The 17076-nt window shown below is 50.0% G+C and carries 17 protein-coding genes; 12 read left to right on the top strand and 5 right to left on the bottom strand.

All coding sequences use genetic code 11. The features are described from left to right. Positions 1-82: 82 nt before the first annotated feature. Positions 83-451: a hypothetical protein gene (locus ACW9SV_RS06290; RefSeq protein WP_479555888.1), complete on the top strand. Its 369-nt coding sequence runs from the start codon at positions 83-85 to the stop codon at positions 449-451. Positions 452-460: 9 nt separating this feature from the next. Here ACW9SV_RS06290 and ACW9SV_RS06285 read toward each other — a convergent pair whose 3' ends face one another. Together ACW9SV_RS06285 and dusB are read right to left on the bottom strand one after the other, a co-directional pair. Further along, positions 461-1375, bottom strand: coding sequence for a DMT family transporter (locus tag ACW9SV_RS06285; RefSeq protein WP_479555887.1), 915 nt, complete (start codon positions 1373-1375; stop codon positions 461-463). Positions 1376-1636: 261 nt separating this feature from the next. Then, on the bottom strand, positions 1637-2635 hold the full coding sequence (dusB, locus tag ACW9SV_RS06280; protein ID WP_479555886.1) for a tRNA dihydrouridine synthase DusB: 999 nt from the start codon (positions 2633-2635) through the stop codon (positions 1637-1639). Positions 2636-2691: 56 nt separating this feature from the next. Here dusB and ACW9SV_RS06275 point away from each other — a divergent pair, with 56 nt between their 5' ends. From ACW9SV_RS06275 to ACW9SV_RS06260, 4 genes are all read left to right on the top strand, one after another. Continuing rightward, complete coding sequence (locus ACW9SV_RS06275; RefSeq protein ID WP_479555885.1) at positions 2692-3636, top strand: lysostaphin resistance A-like protein; 945 nt, start codon at positions 2692-2694, stop codon at positions 3634-3636. A 96-nt stretch (positions 3637-3732) separates the two neighbouring features. Further along, a complete protein-coding gene (locus ACW9SV_RS06270) occupies positions 3733-4542 on the top strand; it encodes a phosphatidate cytidylyltransferase (RefSeq protein ID WP_479555884.1) in 810 nt (269 codons plus the stop codon). A 117-nt stretch (positions 4543-4659) separates the two neighbouring features. Further along, on the top strand, positions 4660-5934 hold the full coding sequence (locus ACW9SV_RS06265; RefSeq protein WP_479556512.1) for a Glu/Leu/Phe/Val family dehydrogenase: 1275 nt from the start codon (positions 4660-4662) through the stop codon (positions 5932-5934). A gap of 112 nt (positions 5935-6046) precedes the next feature. Then, a complete protein-coding gene (locus ACW9SV_RS06260; RefSeq protein ID WP_479555883.1) occupies positions 6047-6733 on the top strand; it encodes a phosphatidylserine decarboxylase family protein in 687 nt (228 codons plus the stop codon). 127 nt (positions 6734-6860) lie between these two features. Here the strand turns inward: ACW9SV_RS06260 and ACW9SV_RS06255 are convergent, their stop codons facing one another. After that, positions 6861-7343: a GAF domain-containing protein gene (locus ACW9SV_RS06255; protein WP_479555882.1), complete on the bottom strand. Its 483-nt coding sequence runs from the start codon at positions 7341-7343 to the stop codon at positions 6861-6863. Between the two features lie 179 nt (positions 7344-7522). Further along, complete coding sequence (gene ribD, locus ACW9SV_RS06250) at positions 7523-8566, bottom strand: bifunctional diaminohydroxyphosphoribosylaminopyrimidine deaminase/5-amino-6-(5-phosphoribosylamino)uracil reductase RibD (RefSeq protein WP_479555881.1); 1044 nt, start codon at positions 8564-8566, stop codon at positions 7523-7525. A 78-nt stretch (positions 8567-8644) separates the two neighbouring features. Here ribD and prmC point away from each other — a divergent pair, with 78 nt between their 5' ends. The 7 genes from prmC (at position 8645) to rfbA (ending at position 15736) form a co-directional block, all read left to right on the top strand. Continuing rightward, the gene (gene prmC, locus ACW9SV_RS06245; protein ID WP_479555880.1) at positions 8645-9502 is read left to right on the top strand and encodes a peptide chain release factor N(5)-glutamine methyltransferase; all 858 of its coding nucleotides are present in this window, start codon (positions 8645-8647) and stop codon (positions 9500-9502) included. A 141-nt stretch (positions 9503-9643) separates the two neighbouring features. Continuing rightward, positions 9644-10243 carry an acyltransferase gene (locus ACW9SV_RS06240; protein ID WP_479555879.1) on the top strand — a complete coding sequence of 200 codons (600 nt, stop codon included), beginning with the start codon at positions 9644-9646 and terminating at the stop codon, positions 10241-10243. A gap of 2 nt (positions 10244-10245) precedes the next feature. Beyond that, on the top strand, positions 10246-11535 hold the full coding sequence (locus tag ACW9SV_RS06235) for a nucleotide sugar dehydrogenase (RefSeq protein WP_479555878.1): 1290 nt from the start codon (positions 10246-10248) through the stop codon (positions 11533-11535). Positions 11536-11544: 9 nt separating this feature from the next. Further along, positions 11545-12567 carry a UDP-glucose 4-epimerase GalE gene (galE, locus tag ACW9SV_RS06230; protein WP_479555877.1) on the top strand — a complete coding sequence of 341 codons (1023 nt, stop codon included), beginning with the start codon at positions 11545-11547 and terminating at the stop codon, positions 12565-12567. An 18-nt stretch (positions 12568-12585) separates the two neighbouring features. After that, positions 12586-13632: a dTDP-glucose 4,6-dehydratase gene (gene rfbB, locus ACW9SV_RS06225; RefSeq protein WP_479555876.1), complete on the top strand. Its 1047-nt coding sequence runs from the start codon at positions 12586-12588 to the stop codon at positions 13630-13632. Positions 13633-13848: 216 nt separating this feature from the next. After that, positions 13849-14856, top strand: coding sequence for an SDR family oxidoreductase (locus ACW9SV_RS06220; protein ID WP_479555875.1), 1008 nt, complete (start codon positions 13849-13851; stop codon positions 14854-14856). A gap of 4 nt (positions 14857-14860) precedes the next feature. After that, positions 14861-15736: a glucose-1-phosphate thymidylyltransferase RfbA gene (gene rfbA / locus ACW9SV_RS06215; RefSeq protein ID WP_479555874.1), complete on the top strand. Its 876-nt coding sequence runs from the start codon at positions 14861-14863 to the stop codon at positions 15734-15736. 96 nt (positions 15737-15832) lie between these two features. Here rfbA and chrA read toward each other — a convergent pair whose 3' ends face one another. Beyond that, entirely contained in the window at positions 15833-17008 is a 1176-nt protein-coding gene (chrA, locus tag ACW9SV_RS06210; RefSeq protein WP_479555873.1) for a chromate efflux transporter, read from the bottom strand. Between the last annotated feature and the right edge of the window lie 68 nt (positions 17009-17076).

Genomic DNA, 17076 nt, shown 5'->3' with positions numbered 1-17076 from the left:
GCGCGCTTGTAAATAATGAGCTGTGGCCGTGGTTGAGAGAGAGATTATAGAAAGTAACCTGCTTTTAAAGTACCGTAAAGATTTGGACATCCTGTTTCTGCGGTGGTTCAAGTACTCAGACTTTGAGCAGCTTCAGCAGGGTTATTTGCAGGCGTTGGATCTGGCCAAAGAAGTCAGGAGCGCTTACTGGATGTTTGACTTACGTAGCCGCGGACAGATTCCGGAAGAAGATGAAGCCTGGATGTTGGAGTCTTTCTTCCCGCAGATTGAGGAGGAGCTAGGCTACCAAAACTATTTCGCTAATCTGGTAACACCTACCCATTACAACCACATTAAAGAGAACATTGGCCTAGAGCGCCTGGAGAACTACGGTAAGCTCACTAAGATGGGCGTTTTCGTGTCTGAGCAGGATGCGGTTGCCTGGCTTTTGAAAAGCCGCGCCGACAGGTAGGCTTCTCCTTTACTTTGCCCGGTTCACCAACAATACCCCAGCCAGAATAATGGCCATGCCCAGATAGTGCATGAGGTGAATGGCTTCCCCATCGGCCACGCCCCAAATCAAGGCCACAATAGGCATCAGGTACGTAGAGGTACTCGCGAAAAGGGTATTGGTCATGTGGATGAGCTTGTTGTAAAACACCAATCCAATGGCGGTACTGAACACCGCTAGTAAGGTAATGTAGCCCAATGCTTCCCAAGCGGCAGGCTGCGTGGCCAATTTATCCAGTGCCGGGGTGGTGCAGAGGTAAGCAAGCGCAATAGGCCCCACCGTCAGGAGGGCTAAACTGGCCATGGTTAAAGGCTTGATGCCTGCTAGGCAATGTTTGATAATGTTCAGGCTGCCGCCGTACAGCACGGTTGCCAATACCACATACAGGCCGTAAAACGAATTAGAAGAGCTTTCCTGCGCGCTGCCTAGAAAAATGAGAACCGCCGTTCCGGCAATGCCTATCAAGATTCCTAGTACTCGCAGAAGCGTAATCCGCTGCTGAAAGAAAATAGCCCCTATAATTAAGGTGAACAAAGCCGTCAAGGAATTCAGGACTCCTGCCAGGCCACTGGCCAACTGGGTCTCGGCGTAGGCAAAGAGAAACGCCGGGATCAAATTGCCAATCAACCCACTTAGCAATAAGAATTTCCACTGGCCAGGCTTAGGTGCTTTCAGCCCTTTCAAAGCAAAAGGCAGCAAAGCCAAGGTGGCAATGGTAATCCGGATGGCGCCCAACTCATCAGAGGAGAAAACTTCCAGTCCTTTCTTGATTAGAATGAACGAGGTGCCCCAGATAAGGGCCAACCCAATCAAGATCACCCAAGCCAATGCGGGAGTAGAAGTGGTGGAGCCGTTAACGGTGGGGGAGGTAGTTTGGGTAGACACAGATGTAGCGCAAAAATGAAGGTGCAAAGATACGAGTTGCTGTGTAGGAATGAGTAGCTACTTATTGGATCACCAGAAATGGTCTGGTTTAAAGAGGAGCTTTCTGAAAACAGGTCCAAAGCCCGAGCGCGGGGTCTTCTCAGCAAAAATCTCCAGCTGCTCTTTAATATAGTGGTAAGCAAAACCCGAATCGGGGCTGTTTTGCGTAAAACAGCCCCGATTCGGGTTCTTGAAAAGTGAATAATTCGGTGATGGAAAGGATTACACCTCAGCGTACTCCATGGAGTTGGCAATCTCGTCCAGGATAGCGTAGATTTCTTGTGGGTCTTCGGTCTGCACCAGGCGGGTGCGGTAGCCTTTCACGTTAGGCAAACCCCTGAAGTAGTTGGCGTAATGACGGCGCATCTCAAAAATGCCCAACCGAGGGCCTTTCCACTCCAAACTTTTGTCAAAGTGCATTTTGCACATATCAATGCGTTCCTGGATGGTGGGAGGTGCCAAAAGCTCACCGGTTTGCATGTAATGCTTCACCTCCCTGAAAATCCAAGGGTACCCGATGGAGGCGCGACCAATCATGACCCCGTCTACACCATATTTGTTTTTGTACTCCACGGCTTTCTGCGGCGTGTCAATGTCGCCGTTCCCGAAGATAGGGATCTGAATGCGGGAATTTTCTTTCACTTTTTGGATCAAAGTCCAATCTGCCTCGCCTTTGTACATCTGCACGCGGGTACGCCCGTGAATGGTCAGGGCTTTGATGCCGATGTCCTGCAAGCGCTCTGCTACTTCCTCAATGTTTTTGGTAGAGTCGTCCCAGCCCAGGCGGGTCTTTACCGTCACCGGCAAGCCAAACGGTTCAACGGCCTGTACAATGGCTGAGGTCATGGCTACCATTTTGGGTACATCGCGCAGCAAAGCCGCCCCGGCGCCCTTGCAGGCCACGTTCTTCACAGGGCAACCGTAATTGATATCAATTAAGTCTGGGCCTGCCTGCGCCGAGATCACCGCCGATTCGCGCATGGATTCTATATCGGAACCGAAAATCTGGATCCCGATGGGTTGCTCGTAGTCAAAGATATCTAGTTTCTGGCGGCTCTTGGCGGCATCCCGTATGAGCCCTTCAGAGGAGATGAACTCCGTATACATTAAGTCGGCGCCATTGGCCTTGCACACTGCCCTAAATGGCGGATCGCTGACGTCTTCCATAGGTGCCAGCAGCAGCGGGAAGTCCGGTAGCTCTATCTGACCGATTTTTACCACGTGATTGAGTTTAAATATTTCGCGTAAATTTACCTCATTAAAACCACACCGCCTATATGAAAGGTTTCATCTCGCCTGGTCTGCATCCGTTTAAGTCGCTTTTGTTGTTCACTGGGTTTGTGGTGGCCGGCCTGTTCATCGGGAATTTCCTGGCGGTGGTGCTGATCAAGCTTGTCTGGGGCATTGGCCTGATGGACATTTCCAACATGCTGGCCCGGCCCGCTGATTACCCGCAAAGCCGCAGTGCATTGGTATTGTTCCAGGGCGTGGTGCATCTAGTGGGATTCACTATTGCCTCGCTGGCTTTTCTCCGTTTCAATGCCCACCGGCCGCATGCTTTCCTTTCGCCAAGGGTAACGGTGCCTTTTTACCTGCTGCTGGGCAGTGCAGTGCTGCTGCTGGTGATCTTGCCGGCCTCTTCGTGGGTGGTGCACTGGAATGCCACTGTTGATTTTCCTCCTTTCCTAGATGCGTTTGAACGCTGGGCCAAAGCCAAGGAAGATACCCTGCGTGAGTTAACTTTAGAACTGACCAAGATCAACACCATTCCGCAGTTGCTGCTGGGGTTGGTGGTATTTGCAGTTTTGCCGGCTATTGGGGAAGAATTGGTGTTCAGGGGCGTGGTGCAGCAGGAGTTTCAGCGCTGGTGGCGGAACCCGCATTTAGCCATTTGGGTAGCGGCCATCATCTTCGGGGTAATCCACATGCAGTTTTACGGGGTAGTACCGCGCATTTTACTGGGCGTGATTTTTGGGTATCTGTACTGGTGGTCTGGCAATATCTGGGTGCCTATCATCGGACACTTTATGAACAATGGGTTCATGGTGCTGATGATGTTTCTGGCACAGCGTAACGCGGTTACCATCAATGTGGAGTCTACCGAGCCAGAAGGTTTGACGTTGTCGCTGGTTTCATTGGTGCTGAGTGCCGCCCTCCTATATAGTTTATACGCGGGTTACCGCCGGTTGCCTTCCCCAGTAGAAGAGGAACCCCGTTTCTAACCTCATTTCCAGGAACCAGTCCGAAATCACCTCTACGTCTGGCCTTGCCCTCCAGTGTTATACCAATCCTTGTAAATGGAAAAAGAGAAAAAACAAATGAGTAATCTGCAGCAGCGCCTGTTGGCCGGAGTCATTGGCGGGGCTGTTTTCATAGGTGCCATTTACCTGAACGAGTGGACGTTTTTTGCGCTGTTTTTAGCCCTTACTGTACTGGGTTTATTGGAGTTTTATCGGCTGCTTTCAGCTAAAGGGTTTCAGCCAAACAAAGTGATTGGTATCGTGCTGGGCGTGGGATTGTACGGGTTGGGATTTGCCGTAGAGCACGGGAATATCTCCAGCGACTGGCTTTTCCTGCTGCCACCCGTGATGCTGCTGGCCTTAATTGCCGAGCTGTACCGAAAAAAAGAGCAGCCTTTTACCAACGTGGCCCTTACGCTGGTAGGGGTATTTTACATTGCCGCCCCTTTTACGCTGTTGCACGTACTGGCTTTTCTGCCAGACAGATATAGCTGGCAGATTATTCTGGGAGTGATGTTCCTGATCTGGTCCTCAGACACAGGCGCCTACGCAGCGGGTAAAACCTTTGGGAAAAATAAATTATTTCCGCGTATTTCGCCCGGCAAAACCTGGGAGGGCTGGGTTGGCGGCGTTCTTTTATCGTTGGGTGTGGCCTGGGTTTTGTCGTTGTACTTCCAAGATTTAGCCCTGGAGCATTGGATGGGCGTGGCTGTGCTGGTGTCTGTGTTTGGCGTTTTGGGTGATTTAGTGGAATCTATGCTTAAAAGGAGCTTAGACGTGAAAGACTCCGGTACCCTCATTCCTGGCCATGGCGGCATCCTAGACCGTTTCGACAGCCTTATTCTGGTAGTTCCGTTTCTAGTTGCCTTTTTAGAACTGGTGCGGTAAAAAATACCAGTAGATATTGCCCTAATGTTAGTTTTAGTTTACAAATTTGATAATTTTGCGGCCTATTAATTTAATTGAATTACAAAATTAATAATTATGGCAGCATACAACAGCAAGATGGCTTATAAAGAACCAGCGCCTATCAAGGACAAGGAGAATCCGTTTGAGTCCATGATGTCGCGTTTCAATATTGCGGCGGAAGTACTGGGTTTGGATGATGAGACGTATGAAGTTCTGAAATCCCCTACCCGTCAGGTGATTGTGAACCTGCCAGTGACTATGGATGATGGTAGCGTGCGCGTCTTTGAAGGTTTCAGAGTAGTGCACTCTAATATATTAGGCCCTTCTAAGGGCGGTATCCGCTATGACAAAGGCGTTTTTCTGGACGAGGTGAAAGCCTTGGCTGCCTGGATGACTTGGAAGTGCGCCGTGGTAGACATCCCGTACGGTGGAGCCAAAGGCGGAATCGTGTGTGACCCTACCACCATGTCTGCCGGCGAGATTGAACGTCTTACCCGTGCCTATACCGTAGCCTTGATAGATACGTTTGGCCCAGACCAGGATATTCCGGCCCCGGACATGGGTACCGGTCCTCGTGAAATGGCTTGGCTGATGGACGAATACTCTAAAACCAAAGGCATGACCGTGAACTCGGTGGTAACGGGTAAGCCGCTGGTATTGGGTGGTTCTTTGGGCCGCGTAGAGGCAACAGGACGCGGTGTAATGGTGTCAGCGATGGCGGCCATGGAGAAACTGGGCATGGACCCAACCCAATCCACTGCTGCAGTGCAGGGCTTCGGGAACGTAGGCTCCTGGGCAGCTAAACTGTTGGCAGAGCGGGGTGTGAAAATCTTGGGAGTGAGTGACGTAAGCGGGGCTTATTGGAACGAGAGCGGTATCAACATTGAAGAAGCCATCGCTTACAAGAATGCCCACAACGGCCGTTTAGAAGGATATGCCGGCGCAGAGCCGATCAGCAATGACGAACTATTGACCTCGGCTGTAGATTTGCTGGTGCCTGCTGCCGTGGAAGATGTGATCACCGCCCGCAACGCAGACCAAATCCAGGCCAAACTGATTGTGGAAGGCGCCAATGGCCCAACCTCAGCCAACGCCGATAAAATCATCAACGAGAAGGGCATCATGGTAGTGCCGGATATTCTGGCCAACTCTGGCGGGGTAACCGTATCTTACTTTGAGTGGGTACAGAACCGTTTGGGCTATAAATGGAGCTTAGACATGGTGACCGAGCGCTCTGATCGGATCATGACCGAAGCCTTCAACAAAGTGTACGCTACGTCCCAGAAGTACGGCGTGCCCATGCGGATTGCCGCCTACATTGTGGCCATTGACAAAGTGGCGCAGACCTATAAATTCCGGGGTGGCTTCTAAGCAATACTAGTAAGAAGCCCCTAAAAACACCTATTCTTGCCGCCTTCTGTCTTTTTTCTAGACAGGAGGCGGTTTTTTTTATATTTTTGCTTTATCAGCCAAAGAGTATCTAATGAAAATTCATAAAGAAGGACGAAAGATTCTGTTTTTTACCCTGTTAGGATTGCTGGTAGTGAACATGCTGCTTTACTACTTCAACAGCGAGCACTTAACGTTCAACAGAATTTTCTCCGGTATTTCCTTTATCGTTTTCCTGCTCATTCTGCAGTTTTTTCGAAGCCCGTACCGGAACCTGCTTTTGCACGAGGACCTGGTAGTAGCTCCCGCTGATGGTAAAGTGGTGGTGATTGAGAATGTGGAGGAGCCTGAGTACTTCAACGATGTGCGCAAGCAGATTTCCATCTTCATGTCGCCCATCAACGTGCATATTACCCGTAACCCAGTTTCTGGTGTGGTGAAGTATTTCAAATATCACCCCGGAAACTACTTTGTGGCCTGGCACCCTAAGTCCAGCACTAAAAATGAGCGTACCACGGTAGTAGTTGAATCACTGGCCGGTCCTCAGGTGTTGTTCCGCCAAATCGCCGGTGCCATGGCCCGCCGTATTGTGTGGTACGTGACCGAGGGTGATGAAGTAAACCAGGGCGAGGAGTTCGGGTTCATCAAGTTTGGCTCGCGCGTGGACATCTTCGTGCCGGTTGACACCGAAGTAAAAGTACAACTGGGGCAAAAGACCAAAGGTGGTCAAACGGTTATCGCCCAGCTTAAAACCAGCGGCTCAGGCTCATTCTTCGGTTAGTAAACCAAGTCTTTATAAAACAGCGAAGCCTCATCCTTTCGGGTGAGGCTTCGCTGTTTTAAGGCTGTTTCTGAAAAAGCGAGCTTAAAGCAAGCTCAGGTCTTGCTACTTGATAACTTCTGACAGCCTAGAACCAGTTCTCCGCTAGTTTCATCAGCTGCTCCAGGTATTTCTGATCCACCTCGTCGAAGTCATCTAAGCGATCGCTGTCAACATCCAGCACCATTTTTACTTCGCCGTCTTTGATCACCGGGATCACAATTTCAGATTTAGACGCGCTGCTGCAAGCGATGTGCCCAGGAAACGCTTCCACATCTGGTACCAGAATAGTCTCGCGGCGGGTATAGCAGGCGCCGCACACACCTTTGTGGAACGGAATGCGCGTACAGGCCACTGGTCCTTGGAAGGGGCCTAACACCAATTGGTTTTCCTTCACTAGGTAAGCGCCTACCCAGAAAAAGTCAAAGCTTTGTTTCAGGGCTGCCATCACGTTGGAGAGATTGGCAATCAGGTCGGTTTCTGGGGCTACCAGTGCTTCAATCTGCGGAAGTAATGCTTTGTATTTCTCTTCTTTGGAGAGCGTGGTATCAATAAATAAATCTTCGGCCATGGGGTAAGGTGCTAATTTGTGATTGTCTTGATGAGCCCATGCTTTGTAGGTACATCTTTCTCTTGAACGGCAAAGGTAGCCTCAGGAGTTTCCTGGAGCAACTGTCCTCGGGTATACCTGCCTGCTTCCTGTTTAGGAAGTGGTTTTGCTAAATCAATGCGAAAGCAGTGAAATCATCTTCAAGGCCTTGGGTGTGTGTTCCGGTAAACCGTTATCTCGTCATCCCCAAGTTTCTCCCGCGAGACGAAAGGCATGGCCGGTAGATAAGGGGATTTAATGCCTTCAGTCAGTTTCTTCGGGCTTTTCAGAACTCTGATTTCATCCCAAAAGTTGGCTTGCAGCAGCGCCTCCAGTAAAACCGTGCCTCCTTCCACCAACACAGACTGCACGTTGCGTTGATAAAGGTCGGTAATCATTTGGGGAAGAAAATCGGTCTCAGAAGAGAGGGTGGCAAACTCAGTTTGGGCAGTCGCCTGCTTTTCTTGCAGGGTATAGAGCAGGGTGGGTTGGGAGCCGTCCAGCAGGTGATGGGTATCCGGGATGCTCAGTTGCTTGTCAATGGCTATCCTTAACGGGGCTGGGCCGGGCCAGTGACGCACGTTTAACTGGGGGTTGTCATGCAGAGCCGTGCGGGTGCCTACCAGAATCGCCTGTTCCTCGGTACGCCACTTGTGAACCAATTGCTTTGCTAAAGAGCCAGAAATAGGATGGGATTGGTAGCCCGGCAAGGCAATAAACCCATCCGCCGACTCTGCCCATTTCAAAACCAGGTAAGGACGTTTCTGGGTCTGGAACGTGAAAAAGCGTTTGTTCAACTCCAGGCCCTCTGCCTCCAGAACTCCTATGTGGACCTTACAGCCGGCGTCTACCAGTTTCTGGATACCTCTTCCTGCCACCAGTGGATTAGGGTCTGTGTTGCAGATCACGACATCGCGGACGCCATGCTGGATCAAGAAATCAGCACAAGGAGGCGTTTTTCCATAATGGGAGCATGGCTCCAAGGTGACATACACTCGGCTATTCGGGAGCAGGCTCTTGTCCTGGACGCTGTTGATGGCGTTGACCTCGGCGTGCGGACCGCCATATTTCTGGTGCCAGCCTTCCCCAATGATTCTTTTCTGGTGCACTACCACGCATCCTACAATGGGGTTGGGGCGTGCCCAGCCACTACCTAGTGCCGCTAAATCCAACGCCCGCCGCATGTATTTCTGATCTGTATTCATCTCTAGTGTTTACGCTCCCTTTCATGATCTATGGCCGAATATCGGGTGTTTTTTCAGAACTTGCCCAAAAGTGCCTGTATGCAAACCATTGAAGCCGTTTTAGAGCGTTTGACTCACCAGTTGGAGGAGATCTATGAAAAGCCGGAGGCCTGCACCTTGGCTGAGTGGGTTCTGCAGCACGTCTTAGGAATAGGTAGGTTTGACCTCCTGCAACGCCGGCGGGAAGAATTGCCACCTATTCTTCATGAGCAGGTGGAAAAGTACTTGGTGCGTCTATTGCAGCATGAACCTGTGCAGTACGTGCTGGGGGAAGCGTCCTTTTACGGCCGGGACTTTCTCGTTTCGCCCGCTGTCTTAATCCCCCGGCCTGAGACAGAGGAACTGGTGCAGCGGGTCATCAAAACCTATCAGCACCGTCCATCGGCGAAGTTGCTGGACATTGGCACCGGCAGTGGATGTATTCCTATCACCCTTGCCGCTGAATTAGTAAACGCCCAAGTTTGGGGACTAGATGTCTCTTCTGAGGCTTTAGCTATAGCCAGGGGCAATGCAGAGAGATTGGGGCAACAAATCACCTGGCTGCAGCAAGATATTCTACAGGAAATTCCGGCTATTGAGGCTCAAAGCTTAGATGCTATCATCAGTAACCCGCCGTACGTGCTGGAGGAAGAGAAGACCCAGATGCGCGAGAATGTACTTGCCTTTGAGCCGCACCTGGCCTTGTTTGTGCCCAATGAAGATCCCCTTCTTTTTTACCGGCGCATTGCGGTGGTGGCGCAGCAGCTTTTGAAAAAAGGGGGCAAGTTGTTCTTCGAGATAAATGAACGGTTCGCGCCGGAGACAAAAGAGATGTTGCGTCAAATGGGCTATCGGGAGGTCCAGGTTTATCAAGATCTGCGTGGGAAAGAACGGATGGTGGAGGCGGTTTGGAGTTAATTTTCTTCTGAAGCATCATGAATACAACCACCTTACCTAAAATTATTATAAAAACTCCTACCTTTGCGCCTGCAAAATTTAATATCTAAATAGAGCGGTTATCCGTAAAGAGCTCGGCTCTTTAAACAAGTTCCTGCTTCCATGAACCAACCTGCTTCTGTGTACACTGCCCATGAAACCGCTGTCATTGACGAAGGTTGCCACATTGGCGAGGGAACAAAAATCTGGCATTTTTCGCACATCATGTCTGATTGTGTGATAGGTAAGCGCTGCAACATTGGCCAAAATGTGGTAATCTCCCCCGGAGTCATTTTAGGGGAAAATGTCAAAATACAAAATAACGTGTCGGTGTACAGTGGTGTGGTCTGTGAAGACGATGTCTTCTTGGGGCCTTCCATGGTGTTCACTAACGTACTCAATCCTAGAAGCGCCATTAACCGTCGCGGCGAATACCAAAAAACCTTGGTGCAGAAAGGGGCTAGTATAGGAGCCAATGCCACTATTGTTTGCGGCCACACTATTGGCGCCTATGCCCTTATTGGTGCTGGAGCGGTCGTCACCAAAGACGTGCTGCCTTATGCGCTGGTGTACGGGAACCCATCTAAGCAATACGGCTGGGTGAGTGAAGCCGGTCATAAACTGGTCTTCAACGAGAATCATGAAGCAGTTTGCCCAGAAACGGGTGAGAAATATATTTTAGAAAGTAACATAGTAACCAAATCATCCATTCAAATAGATTAATTGTGTACCAACAACTCCTCAACAAAGAAGCCAAACTGGCGGTCATCGGATTAGGATATGTAGGACTTCCCATTGCCCTGGAGTTCGCCAAGAAATTAAGTGTGATTGGATTTGACATCAATGCCAAACGGGTAGAGTTGATGAAAAACAACGTAGATCCTAGCGGTGAGCTGGAATCATCTGCGTTTGAAGGATGTGATATCACCTTCACCAATGACCTGGAAGTGTTAAGAGAGGCCCGGTTTTTCATTGTAGCCGTACCTACTCCTATCGATAACCATGCGTTACCAGATCTCAAGCCTTTGCTTGGTGCCTCCACAACTGTAGGAAAGGTGTTGAAGGAAGGGGATTACGTGGTGTATGAATCAACCGTTTACCCAGGCTGTACCGAAGAGGATTGTATTCCGATCTTGGAGCGCGAGTCTGGCCTTAAGTTTCCTTCTGATTTCAAAGTAGGTTACTCTCCGGAGCGTATCAACCCAGGTGACAAAGAGCACACGCTTACCAAGATCGTGAAAGTGGTGTCTGGCTGTGACGCAGAGTCCTTGGATATCATCGCCAAAGTGTACGAATTGGTGATTCAGGCGGGTGTGCACCGTGCTTCTTCTATTAAAGTTGCTGAGGCCGCTAAGATCATTGAAAACACTCAGCGTGATGTGAACATCGCCTTGATGAACGAGCTGTCTATCATCTTTGATCGGATGAACATCAATACCTACGAAGTATTGGAGGCCTCTGGTACTAAGTGGAACTTCCTGAAGTTCTTCCCTGGCTTGGTAGGCGGTCACTGCATTGGCGTGGATCCTTATTATCTGACCTACAAAGCCAAAGCGCTGGGCTATGACTCCAAAATCATCCTGAGCGGGCGTACCATCAATGACGGCATGGGAGCCTATGTGGCCAGTAAAGCCATCAAGATGATGATCAAAGAAGGAAAAGCTATCTCCAAAGCCAAAGTCTTAGTGATGGGTGCTACCTTCAAAGAGAACGTGGAAGATATCCGTAACTCAAAGGTAGCTGATGTCATCAACGAACTGAAGAGTTTCGGGGTGCAGGTAGACGTGGTGGATCCTTATGCTTCCTCTGAAGAACTGGAGCACGAGTACGGTTTTGCCTTAACGGCTAACCCAAGCAATGACTATGATGCGGTGGTCGTAGCCGTAAACCATAAAGATTACCTGGAGCTTGATGAAAGCTATTTCCAGAGCATCTCCGCCGACAACCCTATTGTCATTGACTTGAAAGGAATTTATCGCGGAAAAATCAATACCTTGCCTTACTGGAGCTTATAATCTATTCTTATGAGTAAAATTCTTGTCACCGGCGGAGCAGGCTATATTGGCTCCCACACCGTGGTAGAACTGGCACAGGCCGGTTATACACCCATCATCGTTGATAATTTCAGCAATTCTGAGGAACGGGTGCTGGAGGGACTTACCCAGATTTTGGGCAAAGAAGTACCCTGCTATAAAGTAGATTGCACCGATGCCGCTGCGTTACAGGAAGTTTTCTCAAACGAAGGCGACATTACGGGCGTAATCCACTTCGCGGCTTACAAGGCAGTGGGAGAGTCGGTGAAAGAGCCTTTGAAGTACTACCACAACAACGTAGCCGGATTGGTAACCTTGTTGCAGGTGATGGAAGCCAATAAGGTAACTCAGTTGGTATTCTCCTCTTCCTGTACGGTGTATGGTATCCCGGAGCAACTTCCGGTAACGGAAGAGACTCCTACGCAGAAAGCCAACTCGCCTTATGGTAATACCAAGAAGATTGACGAGGAGATCTTGCAGGATGTGGCCAACAGTGGAAGTTATTCCGTGAAGTCTATCGCCCTTCGGTACTTTAATCCGGTAGGCGCGCATGAGTCAGCCTTGATTGGGGAGTTGCCGCTGGGTATCCCAAGCAATTTGGTGCCTTTCATCACCCAAACTGCCGCTGGTATCCGGGAGAGTCTAACCGTATTTGGGACCGACTACGATACACCGGATGGAAGTAATATCCGGGATTACGTGCACGTAGTGGATTTGGCCAAAGCACACGTAGCCGCCATCAAACGGTTAGAGAAACCAGAGGCCTTGCCTTACGAGGTTTTCAACATCGGGACCGGACAAGGCAGCAGCGTGTTGGAAGTAATAAAGGCTTTTGAAAAGGCTACTGGCCAGAAGTTCAACTACAAAATTGGCCCACGCCGTGCCGGTGACGTTCCTGCCATCTACGCTGATGTGACCAAAGCCACTCAGGAACTTGGCTTTCAAACATCCTTGTCTTTGGAAGACAGTTTAGGCAGTTCTTGGGCTTGGCAGCAGCAATTGATGAAGAACTAGAAGTTAATATCAGATAGAATGAAAATTTTAATCACAGGCGGAGCTGGCTTTATCGGTTCCCATGTAGTGCGGTTATTTGTGACCAAGTATCCAAACTATCAAATCTTCAACCTGGATAAGCTTACCTATGCGGGCAATCTTCAGAACCTGACGGACATTGAAGATGCTTCTAACTACACCTTCATCAAAGGTGACATCACTGACCAGGAATACATCAACGATTTGTTCCAAGAGCACCAGTTTGATGCCGTAATGCACTTGGCTGCTGAGTCGCATGTAGACCGTTCCATCACAGACCCAATGGCGTTTGTGCGCACCAACGTGAACGGAACCTGCAACCTGCTGCATGCCGCCAAAGAACTCTGGAAATCTGACTACTCCGGGAAAGTGTTCTACCACATCTCTACAGATGAGGTGTACGGTTCACTGGGCGAAGAAGGCATGTTCACTGAGGAAACCAAATACGATCCCCGGTCTCCTTACTCGGCTTCAAAAGCCAGTTCAGACCACTTCGTGCGAGCGTATTACCACACGTACGGTTTGCCGGTGAAAGTATCCAACTGCTCCAATAACTACGGCCCTAATCACTTTCCTGAGAAACTGATTCCGCTGGCGCTGAACAACATCAAGAACAACAAACCGGTGCCGGTATACGGCAAAGGCGAGAACATCAGAGATTGGTTGTACGTGATTGACCACGCCCGCGCCATCGACGATGTGTTCCACAAAGGCAAAGAAGGCGATACTTACAACATAGGCGGGGTGAACGAGTGGCGCAACATTGACCTGATTCACCTGCTGTGCGACATCATGGACCAGAAACTGAACCGTGAGCCAGGCACCTCCCGTAAACTCATCACCTTTGTCACTGACAGAGCTGGCCACGATTTACGCTACGCCATAGACTCTTCCAAGATCATGAACGAGTTGGGCTGGAAACCATCGGTGACGTTTGAGGAAGGCTTGGAGAAAACCGTAGACTGGTACCTGCAAAATGAGGAGTGGCTGCAAAATGTAACCTCAGGTAGCTACCAGGAATACTACAACGAGCAATATGCCCGCTAAATCTAAGTGATGCGTTTACAGGTTGTTTTCCAGAAAGCAGCCTGTAAACGCATTTTGGTTTAAGCTATTGACCAGCCAGAATAATTCCTCTGGAAGGTATCTAACTTAAAGTTAAAGAGAATCAAATCAGGCAAAAGGAAACCTGTTTTTATTCAGTTTTCTGAAAACAAGCCTTAAACCCCAGATTTATAAGTCTTCATTCGTAATTAATTCCCCGTGTACGAGCATCCTTTTCATAATGGCTCTCTTGAGCAAAAATCCTTTCTAGTGACCGGCGGCGCCGGATTTATCGGTTCCAACTTAGTGGAGTATCTCTTGAAGTACAACGCCAAGAAAGTGCGGGTACTGGATGATTACTCCAACGGATTCCACAAGAACCTGAAAGCTTTCCAAGGTAACGACAGACTGGAAGTGCTGGAAGGAGATATCCGGGATCTGCAGGCCTGCATGAAAGCCTGCGAAGGTATGGACGTGGTATTGCACCAAGCCGCTTTAGGCTCAGTACCTAGAAGCGTGAAAGACCCGGTAACGTCCAATGAGGTGAACGTGAGTGGTTTTGTGAACATGCTCATGGCCGCCAAAGAACAGAACGTAAAGCGCTTTGTCTACGCCGCCTCTTCTTCTACCTACGGTGACAGCAAATCGCTGCCCAAAGTAGAAGATAAGATTGGCAAGCCACTTTCTCCCTATGCGGTGACCAAGTACGCCAATGAGTTGTACGCCGATGTGTTCGGGAAAACTTACGGCATGGAAATCATCGGATTGCGGTACTTCAATATCTTCGGACCACGGCAGGACCCAAATGGGGCGTATGCGGCGGTGATTCCGTTGTTCATTGATGCGGTGCTTAACAACCGCGGACCAAGAATGAACGGCGATGGCGAGCAAACCCGTGATTTCACCTTCGTGGAGAACTGCGTGGAGGCAAACATCCGCGCTGCGTTGGTGGAGAACCCAGAGGCGATCAACCAGGTGTACAACATCGCGGTAGGTGACCGGACTTCTTTGAACGATTTGTTCAACATCTTGAAAGAAGAAGCAGGTGTTGATGTGCAGGCCGAGTACGGTCCGGAACGGGCCGGTGATATCAGAGACAGCTTGGCTGATATTTCTAAAGCGCAGCGTCTGTTAGGCTACAACCCGCAAATTAGAATCCAGGAAGGTCTGCAGAGGACGTTGGCCTGGTTCCGTGATAACCAAGATTTCATCTACAACCAGAAATAAGACCATGAAAGGAATCGTCTTAGCCGGAGGCTCAGGAACAAGATTACATCCGCTCACGCTGGCCGTTAGCAAGCAGCTGATGCCGGTGTATGACAAACCGATGATCTATTATCCGCTGTCCACATTGATGCTGGCCGGAATCAGAGACATCCTGATTATCTCCACCCCGCATGACCTGCCCATGTTTGAGCGCCTGCTGGGCGATGGTAGCCAGATTGGGTGTAACTTCAGCTACCAGGTACAGGAAGTTCCTAACGGACTGGCCCAGGCGTTTGTGTTAGGCGCCGATTTCATTGGAAATGACAAAGCCGCTTTGATTCTGGGAGACAACATCTTCTACGGATCAGGCATGAGCAAACTCCTGCAAGCTAACAATGACCCAGATGGCGGCGTGGTGTATGCTTACCACGTGCAAGACCCGGAGCGTTACGGCGTGGTGGAGTTTGACGACGACATGAAAGCCATTTCCATTGAAGAGAAGCCGAAGCAGCCAAAATCAAGCTACGCTGTGCCGGGCCTTTACTTCTATGACAACGATGTGGTAGACATCGCTAAGAACCTGGAGCCTAGCCCCCGCGGCGAGTACGAGATCACCGATGTGAACAAAGAGTACCTCCGCCAAGGCAAACTGAAAGTGGGTATCCTAGATCGTGGTACCGCTTGGTTAGACACCGGTACCATCCAGTCATTGATGCAGGCTGCTACCTTTGTGCAGGTAATTGAAGAACGTCAGGGACTGAAGATAGGCGCGATAGAAGAAGTGGCGTACCGCATGGGTTTCATCAATGCCGAGCAACTGCAGCGTATCGCTGAACCGCTGCGTAAGAGCGGTTATGGTGATTATCTGCTGAGTGTCTTGAGAGAACAGAACAGCCTATAAAAGCTACATACATGAAACAGAAGCCCTGTGAGGAGTGCCTCTTCACGGGGCTTTCTGCTTTTAAGCTGTTTTCTGAGAATTAGAGCTAAAGTGCTTCTAGTTGGGAAAGAGTAAGCCAACTACTAACCCAGCAAGAATTAAAGCAGGAGCTGGAATCTTTGTCCATTGCAGCAACGCAAAGGTGAGCACTACCAACCCGAAATTGTAAGGCGTGTTCTCGATGGGATGGTACAGCATGATAGCGGCGGCACACACCATGCCACAGCCCACGGCATTGATTCCTTCCAGAGAAGCTTGGATCACGCGGTATTTGCGGAGTTCTTCCCAGAAACGGATCACAAAGAAAATCAGGAACGTGCCCGGCAGGAAAATGGCGATAGTTGTCACTACCCCGCCCAGAATCTGTCCGCCCCAGCCGTACGGACGCATGGATAAGGTGCCAATGTACGAGCAGAAGGAAAAGACCGGGCCTGGCAAGGCCTGCACCAACGCGAAACCAGATAGAAACTCTTTAGGGGATAAATAGGCTTTGAACTCCACGAATTCGGTGTACATCACCGGAATCAAGACCTGGCCGCCGCCAAAAATGAGGCTGCCGTTCCGGTAGAAGTTCTCAAACAGCAAGACGGCCCGTAGTTGCGTGAACCTACCTAGAATGGCCGCCGCAATAAAGACCCCCAGGAAAAGGAAAAAGTTAGCCCACTCTACCTTCATCGGCTTTTTCTCCAGTACCGGCTGTTTTTGAAACCGAAGCGCGGTTAAGCTGCCGCCTAGCAAAAGCAACAGGGGAAACACCCAGGGCGACCTGAAAAAGAAGGCTAGAATGGCGGAGAACACCATAATCACGATGCCGCTTTTGGTATAGACTACCTTTGAGCTGATCCGCCAGGCGGCAAAGGCCACGAAACCTACTGCCATGGGTTGGATAAAACGGGTAAAGCCCAGAGGAGCGCCTTGTCCCTGCAGAAAGGAGATGATCAACGCGGCTGCAATCATGATGACCGCGGCGGGCGCAATCCAGACTAGGAGCGTGAGGTAAGCGAGGTTGGGTCCACCCACTTTAAACCCGATGGCCGTGATGGTCTGGGTGGAGGAGGGACCGGGCAAAATCTGGCACAGCGCATTCAACTCCAGCAGTTCCTTTTCAGTAATGTATCCCCGTTTTTCCACCAGCAGGCGCAGCATCATGGCAATATGCGCCTGAGGTCCGCCAAACGCCGTGAGCGAGAGCGAAGCCACATCCTTCAAGAAAATATAATTACGAGGGCGCAATAGGACGAGGGGTTGAGACGCGTTTTAAGCCGGTTTTATAAAAATAGGCATAAAAACGAAAGGAGCCC

It is taken from the genome of Rufibacter sp. JT20002 (assembly GCF_056491185.1).
This window is presented reverse-complemented; position numbering and strand designations above follow the sequence as displayed.